The organism is Leptospira wolbachii serovar Codice str. CDC, from assembly GCF_000332515.2.
GTDB classification, from domain to species: domain Bacteria; phylum Spirochaetota; class Leptospiria; order Leptospirales; family Leptospiraceae; genus Leptospira_A; species Leptospira_A wolbachii.
The window spans coordinates 61525-80612 of record NZ_AOGZ02000008.1; the positions used below are offsets into that span (position 1 = coordinate 61525).

At 40.6% G+C, this 19088-nt stretch carries 19 protein-coding genes; 12 read left to right on the plus strand and 7 right to left on the minus strand.

Annotated elements, in window-relative coordinates; genetic code table 11:
• Positions 1-45 precede the first annotated feature (45 nt).
• From rpsR to LEP1GSC195_RS02150, 12 genes are read left to right on the plus strand one after another with little or no spacing between them, the layout of a single operon-like run.
• Positions 46-330: a 30S ribosomal protein S18 gene (gene rpsR, locus LEP1GSC195_RS02095; protein ID WP_198012760.1), complete on the plus strand. Its 285-nt coding sequence runs from the start codon at positions 46-48 to the stop codon at positions 328-330.
• Between the two features lie 9 nt (positions 331-339).
• Entirely contained in the window at positions 340-786 is a 447-nt protein-coding gene (rplI, locus tag LEP1GSC195_RS02100) for a 50S ribosomal protein L9 (RefSeq protein WP_015679973.1), read from the plus strand.
• Between the two features lie 21 nt (positions 787-807).
• On the plus strand, positions 808-2151 hold the full coding sequence (dnaB, locus tag LEP1GSC195_RS02105) for a replicative DNA helicase (protein ID WP_040506219.1): 1344 nt from the start codon (positions 808-810) through the stop codon (positions 2149-2151).
• Positions 2152-2163: 12 nt separating this feature from the next.
• A complete protein-coding gene (gene aspS, locus LEP1GSC195_RS02110) occupies positions 2164-3969 on the plus strand; it encodes an aspartate--tRNA ligase (RefSeq protein ID WP_015680183.1) in 1806 nt (601 codons plus the stop codon).
• A 1-nt stretch (position 3970) separates the two neighbouring features.
• On the plus strand, positions 3971-4978 hold the full coding sequence (locus LEP1GSC195_RS02115) for a PhoH family protein (RefSeq protein ID WP_015680064.1): 1008 nt from the start codon (positions 3971-3973) through the stop codon (positions 4976-4978).
• Entirely contained in the window at positions 4975-7341 is a 2367-nt protein-coding gene (locus LEP1GSC195_RS02120) for an HD family phosphohydrolase (RefSeq protein ID WP_015679887.1), read from the plus strand. Before LEP1GSC195_RS02115 ends, LEP1GSC195_RS02120 begins: the two co-directional genes overlap by 4 nt.
• Complete coding sequence (gene ybeY, locus LEP1GSC195_RS02125; RefSeq protein ID WP_040506220.1) at positions 7338-7802, plus strand: rRNA maturation RNase YbeY; 465 nt, start codon at positions 7338-7340, stop codon at positions 7800-7802. Before LEP1GSC195_RS02120 ends, ybeY begins: the two co-directional genes overlap by 4 nt.
• Entirely contained in the window at positions 7803-8552 is a 750-nt protein-coding gene (gene recO, locus LEP1GSC195_RS02130; protein ID WP_015680125.1) for a DNA repair protein RecO, read from the plus strand.
• Complete coding sequence (locus LEP1GSC195_RS02135; protein ID WP_015680050.1) at positions 8549-8803, plus strand: hypothetical protein; 255 nt, start codon at positions 8549-8551, stop codon at positions 8801-8803. Before recO ends, LEP1GSC195_RS02135 begins: the two co-directional genes overlap by 4 nt.
• Positions 8804-8805: 2 nt before the next feature.
• Positions 8806-10581 (plus strand): arginine--tRNA ligase, encoded by a 1776-nt coding sequence (argS, locus tag LEP1GSC195_RS02140; protein ID WP_015679817.1) that lies wholly within the window; start codon positions 8806-8808, stop codon positions 10579-10581.
• A 5-nt stretch (positions 10582-10586) separates the two neighbouring features.
• Positions 10587-11843, plus strand: coding sequence for a CinA family nicotinamide mononucleotide deamidase-related protein (locus LEP1GSC195_RS02145; protein WP_015680081.1), 1257 nt, complete (start codon positions 10587-10589; stop codon positions 11841-11843).
• Between the two features lies 1 nt (position 11844).
• Positions 11845-12912, plus strand: a complete 1068-nt coding sequence (locus LEP1GSC195_RS02150) for a hypothetical protein (RefSeq protein ID WP_015680151.1) — start codon at positions 11845-11847, stop codon at positions 12910-12912.
• 13 nt (positions 12913-12925) lie between these two features.
• On the opposite strand, the gene LEP1GSC195_RS02155 is transcribed toward LEP1GSC195_RS02150, so the two are convergent.
• Genes LEP1GSC195_RS02155 through gap form a run of 7 tightly spaced genes read right to left on the minus strand, consistent with a single transcriptional unit; the run spans position 12926 to position 19007 of the window.
• Positions 12926-13942: a response regulator transcription factor gene (locus LEP1GSC195_RS02155; RefSeq protein WP_015679860.1), complete on the minus strand. Its 1017-nt coding sequence runs from the start codon at positions 13940-13942 to the stop codon at positions 12926-12928.
• Positions 13939-15084 carry an LIC_12097 family sensor histidine kinase gene (locus tag LEP1GSC195_RS02160; protein WP_015679945.1) on the minus strand — a complete coding sequence of 382 codons (1146 nt, stop codon included), beginning with the start codon at positions 15082-15084 and terminating at the stop codon, positions 13939-13941. Before LEP1GSC195_RS02160 ends, LEP1GSC195_RS02155 begins: the two co-directional genes overlap by 4 nt.
• 2 nt (positions 15085-15086) lie before the next feature.
• On the minus strand, positions 15087-15755 hold the full coding sequence (locus LEP1GSC195_RS02165; RefSeq protein ID WP_015680156.1) for an LIC_12096 family protein: 669 nt from the start codon (positions 15753-15755) through the stop codon (positions 15087-15089).
• Positions 15715-16047: a preprotein translocase subunit SecG gene (secG, locus tag LEP1GSC195_RS02170; protein ID WP_015679931.1), complete on the minus strand. Its 333-nt coding sequence runs from the start codon at positions 16045-16047 to the stop codon at positions 15715-15717. The genes LEP1GSC195_RS02165 and secG overlap by 41 nt, the downstream gene beginning before the upstream one ends.
• 9 nt (positions 16048-16056) lie before the next feature.
• Complete coding sequence (gene tpiA, locus LEP1GSC195_RS02175) at positions 16057-16806, minus strand: triose-phosphate isomerase (protein WP_015679841.1); 750 nt, start codon at positions 16804-16806, stop codon at positions 16057-16059.
• 1 nt (position 16807) lies between these two features.
• Entirely contained in the window at positions 16808-17998 is a 1191-nt protein-coding gene (locus LEP1GSC195_RS02180) for a phosphoglycerate kinase (protein WP_015680006.1), read from the minus strand.
• A gap of 1 nt (position 17999) precedes the next feature.
• A complete protein-coding gene (gene gap, locus LEP1GSC195_RS02185) occupies positions 18000-19007 on the minus strand; it encodes a type I glyceraldehyde-3-phosphate dehydrogenase (protein WP_002973650.1) in 1008 nt (335 codons plus the stop codon).
• Positions 19008-19088 lie beyond the last annotated feature (81 nt).

The window sequence follows — 19088 nt, forward strand, 5'->3', positions numbered from 1 at the left end:
AATACTGAAGAAACAAGAACAGATTCCCGTGAGAGTATGGACGGGATGGAAGACGACGATAAAGGCGGTTTCCGTGGTAAAGACGGAGAAGGCAAATTCGGTCGTAAAAACGCAAAATATAAGAAGAAAGTATGTAAGTTCTGCGCTGACAAAGCCTTACTTGCAGGACTTGATTACAAACGAGTCGATATCTTAGAAAGATTTGTTACCAACCGTGGTAAAATCATTCCAAGAAGAATCACTGGAACTTGTGGCAAACACCAAAGAGCTCTAGCTCGTGAAATCAGAAAATCCAGATCTATCGGCTTATTGCCGTTTAAAGTTCTGTAGGAGTAACGGATGAAAGTTGTATTGCAAAAAGATGTATTGAATCTTGGTGATGCTGGTGATGTGAAAGAAGTTGCAGACGGTTACGCACGTAACTTCCTCATTCCTAGAAGATTTGCAGTCCGTGCAAATGATGGAAACACAAAAGCCGCAGTCCACCAAAAGAAACTTGCTGAACTGAAACGCGACAAACGCGTGAAAGTGATGAAAGAACTTTCTTCTTCTATCGAAGGTAAAACTTACGAGATAAAAGTGAAAGTGGGTGAGAACGACAAACTTTTCGGTTCTGTAACAGCAAATGATATTGCACTCGCAATCAAAAGCACTGGTGTAGAACTCGACAAACGTAAACTAGACTTAGGTGAGCCGCTAAAATCAGTAGGCGAATATAAAATTAAAGTTCGTTTGGCTGAAGGTGTTGTTCCCCAAATCATAGTTAAAGTCGTCGGCCAAGCATAGTTTTACGCTAAAGCTTTTTCGATGAATTCTAACCCCCTTCAGGAGATAGAGTCTGAGAAGAACTTAATCGGTTACCTACTCATGAGAGGGGTAGCCGGGCAGGAAGACTTAGGTCTAAGCCCGGATGATTTCTACATGGACAGTCACAGGCGTGTCTTTGAAGCTGTCACCGATCTCATCAGTGAAGGGATTGCCATTGACCTGGTTACGGTCACAAACCAAATGCGGGAGAAACGTCTTTTTAAAGATGAGTCCCGCGACTTGGAATACATTACTTCCCTCTACAAAGATACCGTTCCTTTCCAACCGCTAGATTATTATGTTCGGCGAGTGAAACGTATCTCGGACCGTCGTAAGTACGTCGAAGCATTAAACCAAGCCATCGATAAAGTAAAGATCGAACCTGGGGAAAACGATTCTGTATTCAGTCTCGTAGAACAGTCGCTTATGGACATCTCTCGCCAAGAGAGATCCAAAGGTTTACGAAAAGTAAAAGATGATGCCAATGCACTCATTGATTATATCAAAAATGTTGTGGCGGCAAGCCAAAATGGAACGGGTGGAATTAATGGATTAAAAACCCATTTTACGGGTCTGGATATGGCAACCACAGGTCTTAAGTCACACGAACTTATGATCCTTGCGGCTCGTCCTGGTAACGGAAAAACTACATTTGCATTAAACATTGCTGCAAACGCCGCTTTGAAAGAGCGTAAAACGGTTGTTATTTTCTCTCTTGAGATGAGTCGGATCGAATTACTTCTGAAACTCATCAGTGCAGATGCAAGGATTGATTCCTATGCTTTAAAAGCGGGAACTCTCACGTCTGCACAGATGACCCAACTCAAAGATAGTATCGGAAACATAACCTCTGCTAGTTTGTACATTGATGATTCTGGATATTTGACCATCCAAGAATTTTCGGCAAGACTCCGCCAACTTCGCACAACAGAAGAAGTGGGGCTTGTGATTGTTGACTACTTACAGCTTATGAGTGATCCGAAAGCTGCCATGGGGGGAAGGCAACAAGAGGTTGCCAATATTTCCAGGGGACTGAAACAAATGGCACGGGAAGTGGGATGCCCCATCATCGCATTATCGCAGATGAACCGTTCCATTGAAAATCGCTCCAAAGACCAAAGGCCCCAACTTTCCGATTTACGGGAGTCAGGTGCCATTGAGCAGGATGCGGACATTGTATGTTTTATATATCGAGAGGAAATGGTGAAACCTCCCGAAGAGCTTGACCCGAACAAAAGGGGAATGGCTGAGATCATCATCGCCAAAAACAGAGCGGGTGCTACGGCCGATTTTCCATTGATGTTCAATCCGAAGATCAGCCGTTTCGACAACGTTCCATTATAAAGAGGTTTTCAATTGAATCAGTGGGTCAGTTCCGAATATAAAAATAGAATTAGTGCAACGAGTGTTTCGGATGCATCTGTCGGTAAAACTTTATTCCTTTCTGGATGGGCTTTTCGTTACCGCGACCAAGGAGGAGTGATTTTTATCGATCTTCGCGATCGTTCTGGAATTCTACAAATTGTTGCTCGAAAAGAAATCTTAGGGGACGATTTTTCCAAAGTAGAAAAAATTCGTTCCGAATTCGTGATTGCTGTGAAAGGAAAACTTTCGCTTCGCGATGCCGAATCCATCAACCCCAAAATGGAAACCGGCAAATACGAGTTAATCGCCGAATCTGTTGAAATTTTAAATACATCCAAAACTCCTCCTTTTACTTTGGATGAGTTTGATCCTTCTGGGGAAGAAATTCGATTGAAGTATCGTTATCTAGATATGCGCCGCGAAGAACTTCGTGACCGTTTGATTTTGCGTCACAAACTAACCTTTGCTCTGCGTGAATATTTGGACAGCAAATCCTTTTTGGAAATCGAAACTCCTATTTTAAATAAATCCACTCCCGAAGGAGCACGTGACTTTTTAGTTCCTTCTCGTTTGAATGCAGGTGAGTTCTATGCTCTCCCACAATCTCCGCAACTTTTCAAACAAATTCTGATGATTGGGGGAATGGAACGATACTTCCAAATTGTAAAATGTTTTCGAGATGAAGACCTACGTGCGGACCGCCAACCAGAATTCACACAGCTCGATATGGAATTTTCTTTTGTCACGGAAGACGATATCCGTTCTGAGATCGAAGCCATGTGGACTTTCGCATTAAAGAAAGTGTTTCAGTTAGAAGTGAACTCACCCTTTATGACCATGCCGTATCACGTTGCAATGGAAGAATACGGATCAGACAAACCAGACATTCGTTTTGGAATGAAACTTGTGAATGTGTCAGACATTGTAAAAGATGCTGATTTCCAAGTATTCAGTGCGGCTGTTTCAAGTGGCGGAGTGGTGAAAGCAATTTGTGTTCCTGGTGGTTCTGTGATTTCTAGAAAAGAAATCGAAGACCTGACCGCTTGGTTGTCACGGGACTTTCGTGCCAAAGGCCTTGCCTATATGAAACATGGGGCAAATGGACTCGAATCTACTATCACCAAACGTTTCACTCCCGAGGCACTCGCGGCAATTGCGAAAGCTGTTGGTTCGAAAGAAGGAGACATGGTTTTCTTTGGAGCCGATTCTTCTAAGATTGTGAATGCCTCACTCGGCGCTCTGCGTTTGAAATTATCGGATAAATATGATCCACCTAAGGTTCCTTATAGTTTCCATTGGGTTGTGGATTTTCCTATGTTTGAATTGGATGAAGCCACCAAAACTTGGACTTTCCTCCACCATCCTTTCACTTCGCCAAAAGAAGAAGACTTTGACAAACTAAGAGATTGGAAAGCTGGGAAATCAGTTGACCTTTCCACTATTGGTGCTAAAGCTTATGATCTAGTTTTGAATGGAACAGAAATAGGCGGGGGATCGATTCGGATTCACAATCCAGAAATTCAAAGCCTGGTTCTGGAAGCGATTGGAATTGGAGAAGACGATGCAAAATCCAAATTTGGATTTTTACTTGATGCCCTTTCTTTTGGAGCGCCACCTCATGGGGGGATTGCTTTTGGTGTGGATCGGATTATGATGTTACTCACGGGAGGAACTTCCATTCGTGATGTCATTGCTTTCCCAAAAACACAAAAAGGAACTTGTATGATGAGTGAAGCACCAGGGCCAGTCGAAGCAAAACAATTGGAAGAATTAAAACTCAGGGTAGTCACTATCTAATATGGATGAAAGTTTTACATTTCAGGAAGAATCCCTCTACCAAACGGTTTGCGGGATTGGAGACAGCAAACTCCCGTTATGGGAAAGTAGACTCAATGTAAAACTCATCCCCAGAGGAAAATCTCTCATCATCCAAGGAAGCGAGGACCAAGTCCAAGTTGCCTTGGATACCTTTCACAAAGTGGAAGAAAATTTCAAACGTAGACCTGACAAAGCAGAGTATTCTTTTTTTGATATAGATTACTTAGTGAATAAAGTAAAAGACTCGAGTGGAGGTTGGCCCACGCCTGGTTCTTCTGACTTCCAAAAGGAAGGGGAGAGCTGGACTCCGAGAGACAAAATCTTTGTTACCTTCAAAGGGAAACCCATCTTTCCTCGCACCAAAAACCAGGAAAGTTTTGTGGATAGCCTTCACAAAAACTACATTACCATTGCTATGGGACCTGCGGGAACTGGTAAAACATTTTTATCCATTGCGACTGCCTGCCGGATGATGCAAACAGGTGAGGTGGACCGACTCATCCTCACTCGTCCTGCCGTGGAAGCCGGAGAGAACTTGGGATTTTTACCGGGAGACTTAACCCAAAAAGTAAATCCTTATTTACGTCCCATCTATGACGCGTTACACGAATGTATTGGTTTTGAAAAGACTACGGAGTATTTGCAAGTGGGTAAAATTGAAATTGCTCCCATTGCTTTTATGAGAGGACGGACTCTTTCTCATTCCTTTATTATTTTAGATGAAGCACAGAACTGTACTTTGCCTCAATTAAAAATGTTTCTCACTCGTTTTGGCAAAAATTCAAAAATGGCAATCTCTGGAGATGCCACCCAAATTGACTTGGCCCATGGTCGGTCGGGACTGGAAAAAACTGTGTATACTTTACGAAATCTGAATGGAATTGAAACGATTTTCTTTGGAAGAGAAGATATTACGCGCCACCCTATCGTCGAATCTATTGTCAGACGATTCGAAGAGAACGAAAGTTTATTCTCCAAAAAACCATGAAAGCCATCTTAGATTCCTCCATGACCCAAGTGACAGACTTCCTAACAAAAGTTAGGCCAGTCTCTGTTGTCAGAAACATTCAAATCATTTTGGTTTCGCTTACTTTGTTATTTGTCACTTACGTACTTTCGATTCCCTTTTTTGGACAAACAAGTGTCAATACAGATCCCGATGGATTATTTTCAGAAGGTAAAATTGCTCCCGAAACCATCCAATCTGTAAAAGAATTTTCTTATGAAGATACAGAAAAAACAAACGCGGAAAAACAAAAAGCTGCTGCCAATGTTCCTTATGCCTTTGATAAAGATTTTGGAATTTTAGTCGCAGGGATTGATACCAATCTTTCAGAGGATATTGAACTCTTACGTGCTACCCTTGCAGAAGGTAAGGGAACACCAGTCATTGTTAAGGATCGAATTCCGAGATGGCGAAACCGAACCAATGAAGAAATCCAAGCCATTTTGGATTATCCCAAAAAAGAAAAGTTAAAGAACTTTATCCAACAATATACCAACTTAATTTTTTCCAAATATTGTATTGTGAAAGAAGACCTTCCCTTTGCCAAAGATTTGGACAAAGCTGGGGCCAAGATCCGAAACATCGGAACCCAAGACCAAACTTCTATCATTGACGGGAATTTAGTGATCCCAAGATCCCAAATTTATAAAGAGGGGCCTGTTGCTTCCGTATTATCTAAGTTAGCCTCTGAAAAGTTACCGAACGTTTCCGAGTCACTTCTGAAAGCTGTCTCTCGAATAGGACTCTACTATGTATATTCCTATCCTGCTTGTAACTACAACCCAGAAGAAACAGAGAGTGCTCGCATGCGGGCGACAAACTCCATTCCGATTCAGAAAAGTAGAATCCAAGCCAATGAGGTCATCGTTCGCTCAGGAGATGTGATCACCCCTGAAGTTAAATTGAAATTAGAGATGATGAACCGGTATGCTACAAGGGCCAACTTGGCATCAATTGTCTCTATTTTCCTGACCCAATGTGTTCTGATTGTGATTGTTGGGTTTTATCTCATTCGTTATAGGCCCAATCGGTTGAACGACCTTTCAAGTAATTTAATTATCTTTTTTACACTTTGGATTGTCATCGCATCCATTTATCTTGTTTCTAAGGTCTTTTATTCCACTGACAGTGATTTGTCGGGAGTGTATTATTTTGGAATGTTTGTTCCGGTAGGAATGTTGTGTTTACTTCTTGGTTTTGTTTATGACGAACAACTTTCCATCGCCATTGGTTTCTTTCTTTCCTTTGCTGTTTTTTTTGCGTCAAGATACAATCCAACATCCTTTATGTTGGCTTTTACCGTCGCGGTAATGAGTTCAATTTATGGAAGGCGACTTCTTAAACGAATCGATTTTTTAAAGGCAGGGTTTTTACTTACCTTTGTTCAAATCCTCATCACCACTGCCGGGTATTTGTTTGATGGAAGAGAATTCTATGTATCTACGGGTGCTGGTTTTTTTCGGGACTTGAGTAATTCCAATTTATTTCGAATCACAGTGATGTGTTTTATTAATGGATTTGCTAGTGCCACGGCAGTTCAGTTTTTACTTCCTCTCTATGAATATGTATTTAATATTCCTACTCGGTTCAAACTGATTGAACTTGCTGACACGGGTCATCCACTTTTACAACAACTTCTTATGAAAGCCCCATCCACTTATACCCATACCTTTATGGTGGCGGCACTGTCAGAACGTGCAGCACAAAATTTAAACTTAGATAGACTTCTTGTTCGCGTGGGGGTTTACTTCCATGATATTGGAAAAATTCCTAATGCTGGATTTTTTGTCGAAAACCAACATTTGATTCCCAAACCAGAACATATTGATAAAGATAATCCGGCTCTTGCTGCAAAAACTGTGATTGATCACGTGTTAGATGGGATTGAAATGGCAAAAAAGGCAAGGCTTCCGCGGGAGATTATAAGTTTTATCCCAGAACACCATGGAACTTCGACCATGGCCTTTTTCTATCACAAGGCCTTACAGGATATTTCTGCCTCTGCTCGGAAAAATATTAACAAAAAAGATTTTCAATACCCAGGTCCCAAACCACAGAGCAAAGAAACGGGGATTGTTATGATTGCAGATTCTTTGGAAGCCGCCTCGCGTTCGTTAGATGAAGTTTCGCAGGAAAGTTTGGATGAACTAATTCGTAAAATCATAAACTCCAAATTGGCTGAAAACCAATTGGATGAAAGTGGTCTGACCATTGGGGATTTGGAAATCATCAAAGCCAGCTTCAAAGAAGTATTACTTTCTAGTTTGCACCAAAGGCCGAAATATCCGAAGCCAGAAGACACCAAAGCTTTGGAAGCTGCTGGTTCTAAAAAAACTAAAAGATGAATTCTTCACTTATGGTTTCGACGCACTGGAATGACCAGTGGGGAAATTCTGAAATTCGATCCGAATTGGTATTGGAGAACTGTGAGCGAATTCTTAAATTTTTAAGCCCTACGTTTTTACAATCTTTAGAACTTTCCATCCTCGTTGTGGACGACTCCCTCATGCAAGAAATCAATTTGGAGAGGAGGGGGTTAAACAAAACGACCGATGTTTTATCCTTCCCCCTCTATTCAGAATCTCCTCCTATCCCCTTTCAGATCTTAGGTGAAGTGGTCATTTCCATGGATACCTGTATCCTCCAATCAAAAGAAATTGGACATAGTCTCTTAGATGAATTCTATCGTTTACTCGTTCATGGAATTTTACATTTGTTTGGTTATGACCATGAAACAAATGAAGAAGATGCCATCCTGATGCGTAAAAAAGAAGATGAGTGTTTGGAATTGGTCTTTGAAAGATAGATGGCCATTCGAAAAGAAAGAGGGATTGTCATCCATAGTCGAGACATTGGAGATAGTGACAGAGTCATAAGTCTTGCCGGTGAATCGCAAGTAAGAATGAACTTTTTAAGCAAAGGAATTCGAAAGTCCAAACGCCGCGCCATCATCACCACAGAGCTTGGCTCTCTTGTGGAACTGGATTATTATGATCAGGCAGAGAAAGATTGGAAGTCCATTAAGGAAGTCCATTTAGTGAACCGGTATGATGAATTGAAATCGGACTACTTGGGTACTTTGTTTGTACTCTATCTGACAGAACTTACATCGATGATTTATCCTGAGGGAGAAAGCCATCCTTTTCTTTTCCAGCTTCTTTCGGGGAGTTTGGATACAAGTAACGAAAAGGGTTTTCAGAAACAAATCCTTCCCTTTTTTAAGTTGAGAGCCCTATCGCACATGGGCCATTTCCCAACAGAATTTTATTGCCATACTTGTGGGGAAGAGGTGTTATCTAAACGGGCTGCTTACTTTTCTGTGGATGACCGTGAATTTTTATGTTCCGATTGCCATCCTATTCCCAAAGATCATTTGCCTGTTTTGAAACTATTTCATACTATGTTATCAAAGAAATTTTCAAACGTAGTGGGTATGTTCCCTCGGGAAACGGAGTATAGGGATGGGGATCTGATTCTGAATCAGTTTTTGCGATCTTTATTCGGAAAAGAGTTAAAATCATACTTCGAGTTTTACAAAACGATAGGGTATTTATGAATTCTATTACTAAAACAATTTTACTTTGTATGACTCTTTCTGTTTTTTTTGCGTTGTTCCAACTTTTGCTTAAGGGTGAGAATTTGCGAAAGAATGAGAAAAATAGAACAGGAAAAATACAGTCCGAAACTTTCCAAACCACTCTCAGAGAAGAAAAAGAAAGTATTCCTCATTTTGTATCCAGGTTCAAGGCCAAAAGTTTTGAACTTTGGCAAAACTCAGACAAACTTAAGATGGAAATCAAATATTAAAAATGAATGTAAATCAATTATTAAAACAACTTGTATTATCGGAATTAGAGAAGGCAATCGATCTTTACCTAAAGCAAGAAAACCTAACTTCACTTAAAGATTCCTTAAAAATTCGAATTGAATATTCAAGGGATGAAAAATTCGGAGACTACTCTTCCCCTTTTGCTTTAGAAAACAAAAATGTATTAAACAAAAATCCAAAAGAAATTGCAGAAGCAGTCCTTTTGGAAATCAAAAATGATTCGATGTTTGAGTTTGTCACTTTTTCTCCCCCCGGTTTCATCAATTTTCGAATCCATTCTGATTATTTGAATCAGTATGTGGCCTCTGTCATGTCACCTAGTGTTCTATTTGCAGAATCACCTAAAAAAGAAAAAATCCTATTAGAGTTTGTTTCTGCCAATCCTACAGGACCTATGAATATTGTCTCCGCTAGGTCTGCAGCTTATGGGGATGCAATGGCAAATCTACTTTCAAGCCTTGGTCATAACGTCAAACGAGAGTTCTATGTGAACGATTACGGAAACCAAGTCTATTTACTTGGTGTGGCAGTTTTACTTAGAATTTTCGAAATCAAAGGAGAGACCATTCGTTTCCAGGAAGAGGAATCTGATGAACCTGTGATTGGCCTCATCAAAAAAAGAATTCTGCCTAAGGAAAGTTACCGAGGGGAATACATCAAAGACATTGCGATCCAATGTTTAGAGGACCAAACAAGAACTCAATTTGTCTTTGATTCTGTTGCCGGTGAAAAATGGGACGAGGTGATTGACTTTCTTTCTCGTTATGCGGTGGAATACAATTTAGGCAGACAAAAAGAAGATTTGGCTCTCTTTGGTGTGAACTTTGATTTGTTCTTTAGCGAACGTAGTCTTCACGAAGCAGGGGATGTAGAAAAAGTACCTTCTATCTTAAAGAAAGAAGATGTCACAACGATTGATGGAAAACTCCATTTCCTTTCCACATTGTATGGGGACGATAAAGACCGTGTGATTCGAAGAGAGGATGGTCGTCCTACGTATTTGATGGCAGACATTGCTTACCATTACAATAAGTTTCAAAGAGGATTTGATACCCTAATCGATATTTGGGGGCCAGACCACTATGGATACATTGCCAGATTAAAAGGGGCAGTAAAATCTTTTGGAAAAACAGAGGAGAGTTTTAAGGTTCTTATCGCCCAACAGGTCAATTTGATTGAGAATAAAGAAAAGGTCAAAATGAGTAAACGTTTGGGAATTTTCCAAACCATGAGAGACTTACTTTCTTATTTGGGAAAACAAGGAAGGGATGTGGGAAGGTATTTTTTCTTAATGAGAAGTTCCGATGCCCCACTTGATTTTGATTTGGATTTAGCAAAAGATGAATCTGACAAAAACCCTGTATTCTATATTCAATATGCACATGCGAGGATCTGTTCTATCTTTCGGGAATTACAAGTTCCTATGGAATTCAAACCGCTGCTGTCGGGAATTTCCGCTGAATTTCTAAAACAAGAAGAAAGGACACGACTTCTTTTTTGGGTGGCAAGGCTCCAAGAAGAAGTGTATGATACGGCAACTAGTTTCGAACCACATAGACTGACAAACTATCTTCAATCTCTCAGTAAATCGTTCACAAAGTTTTATTCTCACAAGGACAATCGAATTAAGGACAAAGCAGGAAAAGAAAGAGATACACTCCTTGTCCTTGTTTTGTATACCAAGTTGGCCTTAGAGAATGGGCTAAAACTTCTCGGAATTTCCGCCCCAGAGAAGATGTCAAAAGAAGAGATTTAAAAAGAATGGAAGCACCATACATCGTCATTATCTCAACAGGTTCTGAGATTACCGCAGGCCGAAGTTTGGATACAAACTCTGGTTGGATGGCTAACCAACTCTTTGAACTCGGTTGGAAGGTAAAAAAATTCATCGGTCTTCCTGACGATCCGGATCTGATTCTTTCAGAACTAAAAGCCCTAAAACAACTGGCAGAAACAAGGCCAGTACTTGTTCTTATGACTGGCGGGCTTGGTCCGACAGAAGACGATTATACTTTAGAAACAGTTTTGAAACTGAGTGGAAAAAAATCCTATTCTGTAGAGAAAGCGAAGATTCGTTTGCAACGAATTTATGAATCTCGGGGAAAACAATATAGCGATATCCTACCGACAGTCCTTCGCCAGACCCATGTGCCCGAAGATTGTAAAACCTTAGACAATACGGTCGGGATTGCTGTTGGGTTTGTGGAGCCGATTGGAACAGATTCCTATTTAGTTTGTATGCCAGGGGTTCCTTCGGAAATGAAGGAGATGTTTACGCGTAGGCTTGTGCCAGAACTCAAACGAATTTATCCTCGGGAAAACTTAGTCCAAAAAACCAAATGGTTATGGAATATCGGGGAATCCTTATACCAAAAAGACTTTGTGGAAACACATAGGGACGAATTATTCCAAAATGTAGAATGGGGAGTAACAGCAAACAGAGGTTATATTAAGTGTATCTTCCAATCTACTGATTCTAAACCATTGGAGAGAATCATCCAGAAGTTGGAAACTCAGTATCCGAAGATTATATCTGATGATGTTTTCGAATTCGTTCATGAGCATTTAATTTCTGAAAAGTTAACCATCGCTGTAGGAGAAAGTTGTACTGGGGGCCTTCTTGGAAAAAAACTGACAGACTTCCCAGGATCTAGTTCCTACTTTGTAGGCGGATTTTTAACGTATTCGAATGAGATGAAAGATTCTTTGTTAGGGGTTCCGAGTGATACATTACAGAGTTTTGGGGCAGTGAGTAAAGAAACAGCAGAAGCCATGGCAAAGGGTATTTCTGAAAAAACAAAGGCTGATTATTGTATCTCGATCACAGGGATCGCAGGTCCTGATGGGGGAACTGAGGCAAAACCTGTGGGAACTGTTTGGATTGGCATAAAAACTCCCGATGGTTCTGTCCAAACTCACTCTTATATTTTTCCAGGAAACCGAGAAGGAATCCGAGAAAATGCAAGTAATACTGCTTTATTTTTATTATACCAGTCATTAAAAAAAAGGAACGTTTAACATGTGGCAGACGATCATTTATTCATTTGGTTTTTTTCTATTATTCTTCTTTAGTTGGGATGTGGACTTAAACCTAGTTCCAAACATCAGAGAAACTTGGGTTTGGAACAGTGAAGGAAGGTTCGGAACCACTTCTCCGAAAATTGGAGAAGACCCATTGAAAACCATCAATGGATACAAAGTAGGGGGAAGGTATTATTCGTTTCGCACAGGAAAATTTCCTGAGATCGATCCTAAGTATTTGGTCGACTTTCCTTTACTTGCCAATGGGTATCTATTGTACGAAAAGATTGGAGATGAGGTGGATTTTTTCTCTGACTCAGGGGAGCTTTTCTGGAAAAAACCAATCAATTCTTATCCACGGAGTGGATACTTTGCATCTCCCGTTTTGTATTTATCCGGTGATAATAACACGGTGTTTCTCATGGATGAAAGTGGGAACAGGGTCGGTAAATCGGAGTTAAACGGAAGATTTTTAACAGATTACCAATTTGATTCTAAAAACAAAGGTGTAATCGTTCTCTTTTCTGGTGGCGAGTTGTATCGGTTAGACGAAAAAGGAAATGTACTTTTTGAAAAGGAATTATCTAAAGATAAAAAGGATTCTTTTTTCAAGTCTGTTTCTCTATCTCCCGATGGAAAATTTTCCTCTATCCATTATTCCTTGTTAGATAAAGATTTTGTTGAAGTATTAGATGAGGCAGGAGAAACGGTGGAAGAGTTTTCTCTTCCTAAGTTCTATCCACATAAACTTTATTTTGTTACTGGAAATGATGGTTCTGTGATTTTTAATTTACCTGATTCTTTGGTATTTTACAAGGATGGAAAGTTGGTTTGGGAAAAAACCAAATCCAAACTCGGTGGGGTATACCAATCCATTTTTAATATGGACTCAATTTACGTGGCTGTTACCGAATCAGAAATGCAAATTTATAATACTAAAGGAAATTTGATTCGTTCCAAACGAATTCCCCCATCAGAGTTACCTGTTCGGTTCTTTCCCGGAAAAACAAGTTCGGCGTTTTACATGCAGTCGAAATCGGATTTGATTCAGTTTCAAATATTTTAAAGGTTTTAATGTCCTAAGAGTTGGTTTTCGATTTTGAATCTACTTCATAAATAGAAAGTGATTTAAAACCAGTGCGTCCTTCTCTGTTGATCATCGCTATGGTTTCAGTGCACACTCCTGGTTCAATGTTGAAAATCAGTTGGTCAGAGATTTCCCGGCAAATATAAAGTCCACGGCCATGACTATCTTCTAGTCCCTTTGGAAAACCTGTAGAATCATCGATACTAATATGTCGATCTAACCTATGTAAAATTTCTTCTTTTCTAAGAGACCCAAACTGGTCGCGAACGACAATAAAAATCGTACTTTCTGTTGCACCATATCCAATTAAGAAATAATCGTCAGGCATCAGTTGGATATTATCGAGGGGAACCACCATATCATGACTTGGAATTTCAAATTGGTATTTGTATTCTCCTTCGTGAGTGCGAGGAGCACGAATCATAGCATTGGAAGTTAATTCCTCTAACACTTGTTGGATGGCTTTCGGGGCCCCTAATTGGATTAGGTTTTTTGAGATTTTACCGCAAAGAATGGATCTGTCTTGGTCTGATTTAATTTGTTTGTAAATGATTCCGTTTGATGGAGCTTCTTCAAACTCGCTATTAAAATTGTCGCTATAAACTTTGAAATCATTCGAAAAATATTTTTCTATTCCGAAAATATCTTTGGAAAGAAGTTTCTCTACCATTACTTCGATTAGGTGGATATCTAAAAAACTATATTTGGGAATGATGTTCCAAATGTGAAGATCTTTAGCATATTTAATATATTCGTTGATATTGTAAGCAGTCATCAGTGCATAAAGTACATGAGGAAATTCTTTTTGGATAAGTTTGACTAAGTCAATTCCCGACTTACCGGGAAGCCGGATGTCTGTAATCGTTAAATCAATTTTTTCGTTCGTTAGATACCAAACTGCTTCTTCGAAATGTTCAGCACCAAATACGTTATATTTTGTACTGAGTAAATCCATAATCGCTTCGCGAATAGAATGGATGTCTTCAACAATAAGGATTGATTTTTTCATGGATTTTGCTCCGTGATATCGTTGGTAAGAGGAAAGGAAATGGTGAAGCGAGTTTTTTGTTCTACGGACTTCACTGAAATATTACCATCATGTTCTTTGACAATGGAGTGACAAATGGAGAGGCCAAGTCCCGTGCCTGTTCCCGATTTATTGCTTGTGAAAAAGGGATCAAAAATCTTTTGTATGATGGCATCGGGAATTCCACCTGCATTGTCTTCCACGATGATATGAAGCCAGTTTTTTGTTTTTCGTAGTTCTATAGAGATTTCGCCCGGTCTATAATCAAATGCCTGTAGTGAGTTGCGAAATAAGTTCATAAACAAACGTTCCATCTTTCCTGGATGAAAAGGGAATTGGTATTCATAGTCACAGGAGATTCGCCAAACAATGTTTTTACTCAAGTGGGGATAAAGACGAATCACTGTATCTTTGGCACGGTTGATGGTTTCAACAATATCACCAAGAGTTACTTTGACTTTATCTGTTTTTGCAAAAGAAATGATATCCGATACGATGATGGCAGCTCTAGAAATATCATTTTTAATCATATCCAACCGTTTTTCAATTTGTTCTGGAGGTTGGTTTTGCCAATTAGCCTTCAGGTTTTGTAATGTTAAACTAATCCCCGTTAAGGGGTTATTTAATTCGTGGGCAATCCCGGAAATTAAGATTCCAAGCGAGGCAAGGTTACGCATCCGAAAGGATTCTTCTTCTTTGTCTCTTTGTTTGGTAACATCCGAGATTTTTTCCACCATCCAGAATAGATCTTCTTGTTTAGGGTAGGGATAAAATTCGAGTAGGAGTGTTTGTTTTTTATCTTCGGAGCGAAAAAAGATCTCTCTTGTGATCGGAGTGGAGTAGGTTTGGTTTTTGTCCTTGGGTTTGACGTTAATTTTGGGGCAGTAAGGACAGATGTCGCTGCGCTGGTAAAGCACTTCGTAACATTTACGATCTAGAAGTTCATCGTATTTATTGTTTTTGGCAAAGAGGATAGTTGCAAGGTTAGCTCTCTGGATATTAAAATCGGAGTCAATGAGAACCAGCGGGTCTTGAACCACATCATAAATGGCTTCCAGTTCTCGGGCTTTTTCTGCCACTTTTTCAACAGAGGCAGAATCATTACTTTGCGAGTTCCCTGACAAAATTAGTATCCCAAAGATTGGTTCAATTGTTTGAACATGGACTTTTGATTTTTATTCCCACCTGTTTTTTGTAAGGCGGAGATAGATGCCAGTTGGCTATGAAAGTCTAAAAGGAATTTAATATAAAAATCCTTTTTGAAATCATTACGTTCTCCTTTGATTTCATCATTACGAAGAGAAGAGAGTGGAAAACTATCTGATCCATCAAGGCCTGAAAAACTAATCACCATATCATTTAGTGATGTATCCAAAGGGGACGTATCCGAGATTTTAGTTTTTGTTTTTTGTTCGATTTCTGTATCTTCAGTGACCACTAAAACTTCCACCTTAGAAAGAACCGATCCATTGAATTCTAGGAGGATGGATTTTTCTTCAGAATGTTTGATTCGGTTTTTATTTTGTGGGTCTGGATCTACTTTGTATTTACGAATGCGAATGCCCGTCCTATTGGGATAGGTTCCAATAAAACTGATTGTAGTGTTTGCGGGTAAGGAAGTGAGATGTTCGTAGGTAAGAAGATCCCTGGCTTTAGCGATCTCTCGGTAAAGGCTAAGGATTTCCTTATCTAATCTACTTTCTTTTTCGGAAATCTCAGTCTCTGCAAAAAGACTAAGATTTAGCGAGAAAAAACTAAGGAGTAGTAGGAGCCGGTACTTCGGAAGGTGTTCCATCAGTTTCTACCGGAGCTTCTAAACTTGGTTCTAGATCGGGAACTAAAACTTCGTCTTTTTTAGCGAATACAAAAGAAAGTGCCAAAGAGAGGACGATGAAAAGAATCGCTGCCACTCTAGTGGTTTTTGTCATCACGTCAGCAGTAGATGCTCCAAATACTGATTGGCTCGCGGTGGATCCACCTAACATTCCAGCACTTCCGCCTTTTCCAGTTTGGATCATGACGAGAAGGATAAGAAAGAGTGAAAGTAGAATAAAAAGTGTGAGGATGGTTCCTGCAAAAAATCCCATAGTGTTTCCTTATTTCAAAAGTCCTAAAAATGAATCTAATTTTTGACTAGCTCCCCCTACGAGGCCACCGTCTATGTTTGGTTTGGTGAGTAGATCTTTGATATTGTCCGGTTTTACCGAACCACCATAGAGAATTTGAATTTTCTCAGCGATCGAACTGGCACCTACAAATAAATTACCGATTTCCTTACGGATAAAGGCATGTGCTTCTTCTGCTTCCACGGGAGTTGCTACTTTTCCTGTTCCAATAGCCCAAACGGGTTCATAAGCAATCACAAGATTTGCGAATAGGTCGCTTGTAATGTCTTTGAGTCCTTTTTTAATTTGGTCTTCTAACACAGTAAAGGTGTTTCCTTTTTCTCTTTCTGCCCAGGTTTCCCCCACGCAGTACACCACTCGGAGGCCCGCTTTTAAAAAGTAGGAAATCTTCGCATTATCAAACTCGGAAGTTTCTCCAAGGAATTGTCGTCTTTCGGAGTGACCCACAAGAACGGTGGTAATCCCAAGCTCCGCCAGTTGTGTAGGTGAGATCTCTCCCGTCATCGCAGTGAGTCCCGATTGGTAAGCATTTTGTGCCCCCACGATGAGTTTGGATCCTTCGGCAATTCCCGCAACAGTCTCCAAGTGTAGAGCACTTGGGAAAACCATCACTTCATGAGTCGATGAGTCACTCGCAGAAACCAAACCTTTGGTGATGGTAACTGCTTCCGCCAATGTCAAATTCATCTTCCAATTTCCAGCAATGATCTTCTTTCTCATCTTATTTTTCTTCCTTAGGGAGTAAACATTGTACACCAGGTAGTGTTCGTCCTTCTAAAAATTCTAAGGAAGCACCACCACCAGTGGAAATATGAGTGATTTTGTCTGCCACACCCGCTTTGTTCACAGCGGCAATGGAATCCCCACCACCCACAACCGTTTTGGCCTTGGATTTACTGATGGCTTTGGCAATTTCGATGGTTCCTTTGGAGAATTTATCCATCTCAAACACACCCATAGGCCCGTTCCAGAGAATAGTTTTGGCTTCTTTGATTGCCTTTACATAATTGTCGATGGTTTTAGGCCCAATGTCCATTCCCATCCAACCATCCAAAATTCCCATTTTGTCTACGGATTTCGTTTTAGCGTTAGGATCAAAAGCATCCGCAATGACATGGTCGATCGGGATTTGGAGGTCGACTCCTTGGACTCCCGCTCTGTCGATGAGTTGGAATGCTTGGGATTCAAAGTCCGGTTCCACAAGGGATTTTCCCACGGGAACGGCTCTGGATTTGAGAAAGGTATAGGCCATTCCCCCGCCAATGAGCAGGTGGTCTACCTTCTCGAGAAGGTTTTTTAAAATAGCAAATTTAGAACTGACTTTGGAGCCGCCAACAATCGCCACAAAAGGGCGTTCGGGGCGAGCAAGGAGGCTACTCAAAACTTCGATTTCTTTACGCATCAGAAGTCCCGCAAAAGCGGGCAGTATGTGTGCCACACCTTCTGTGGAGGCATGGGCACGGTGAGCTGTCCCGAAGGCATCGTTCACATAGACATCCGCTAATTTGGCCAGTTCTTTGCAGAAACCGGCCGCATTCTCCTCTTCTTCTTTATGGAAACGAAGATTTTCTAAAAGTAGGATTTCTCCTTCACCGAGTGCGTTCGTCATCTTCACCACGTCAGGTCCAATCACAGATTCAGAGAAACTGACTTTGGTTTTGACGAGTGTAGCGAGAACATCAAACACCGGTTTCATGGAATATTTGGCCTCAGGGCCGCCTTTGGGGCGACCTAAGTGACTTCCAAGAATGATCTTTGCCCCTTTGGAAATCAGTAACTCCAAAGTGGGAAGGGTTTTTTCAATCCGAGTTTTGTCCGTGGCTTTGCCATTTTCGACAGGGACATTGAAGTCCACACGAACAAAGACTCGTTTTCCTTTTAGATTTTGTTCTTCTAGAAGAGGTAATTTCATCTTAGCCTTTTTTTGCCATGTAACGAACGAGGTCGAGCACTCGGTTTGAGTAGCCCATTTCATTGTCATACCAAGATACGAGTTTGAAAAAAGTGGAGCTTAGTTCGATACAAGCATCGGCATCAAAGATAGAAGAACGAATGTCTCCGAGGAAGTCGTTAGAAACCACCATATCTTCTGTGTAACCAAGGATTCCTTTCATGGAACCTTCGCTCGCTTCTTTCATTTTCTTTTTGATTTCTGCGAGTGATGTTGGTTTTTCTGTGCGAACCGTTAAGTCCACAACGGATACGTCTGGAGTGGGAACTCGGAAACTCATACCTGTGAGTTTTCCGTTCACTTCTGGAATACAAAGTCCTACAGCTTTTGCAGCCCCAGTGGATGCTGGGATGATGTTTTGTGCCGCACCACGGCCACCACGGAAGTCTTTTTTAGAAGGTCCGTCCACAGTAGGTTGGGTTGCGGTCATCGCGTGGATGGTAGTCATAAGGCCTTCTACAATTCCAAAGTTGTCAAGAACCACTTTTGTGATCGGAGCCAGGCAGTTTGTTGTACAAGAGGCATTGGATACTACATTGTCTTTTGCAGAATCATATTTTTCATGGTTCACACCCATAACAAAAGTAGGGATGTCTTTGTCTTTTGCGGGAGCAGAGATCACCACTTTTTTGGCACCTGCTTTGATGTGTTTTTCGGCACCCACTCGGTCCGTAAAAAGACCAGTAGATTCAATCACAAAGTCCACTCCGAGTTCTTTCCACGGGAGTTTTTCTGGGTCTCTTTCTGAGAAGGTTTTTACTTTTTTGCCATCGATAATGATTTCGTTGTCTGTGTGAGATACTTCACCGTCGAATCGACCATGAGTAGAGTCATATTTAAATAAATAAGAAAGGTTGTCCGGTGTAACAAGATCGTTGATTGCAACGAATTCTAAATTGGGATCTTTGATTCCTGAACGAAGCACCAGTCGTCCGATGCGACCAAAACCATTGATTGCGATTTTTACCATGAGTTTCTCCTAAAAGGCTCGTATCTAGAGATGAAACGATTTTTTAATTACAGAATTTCGAATTCGGGGTCTCTGTCACTC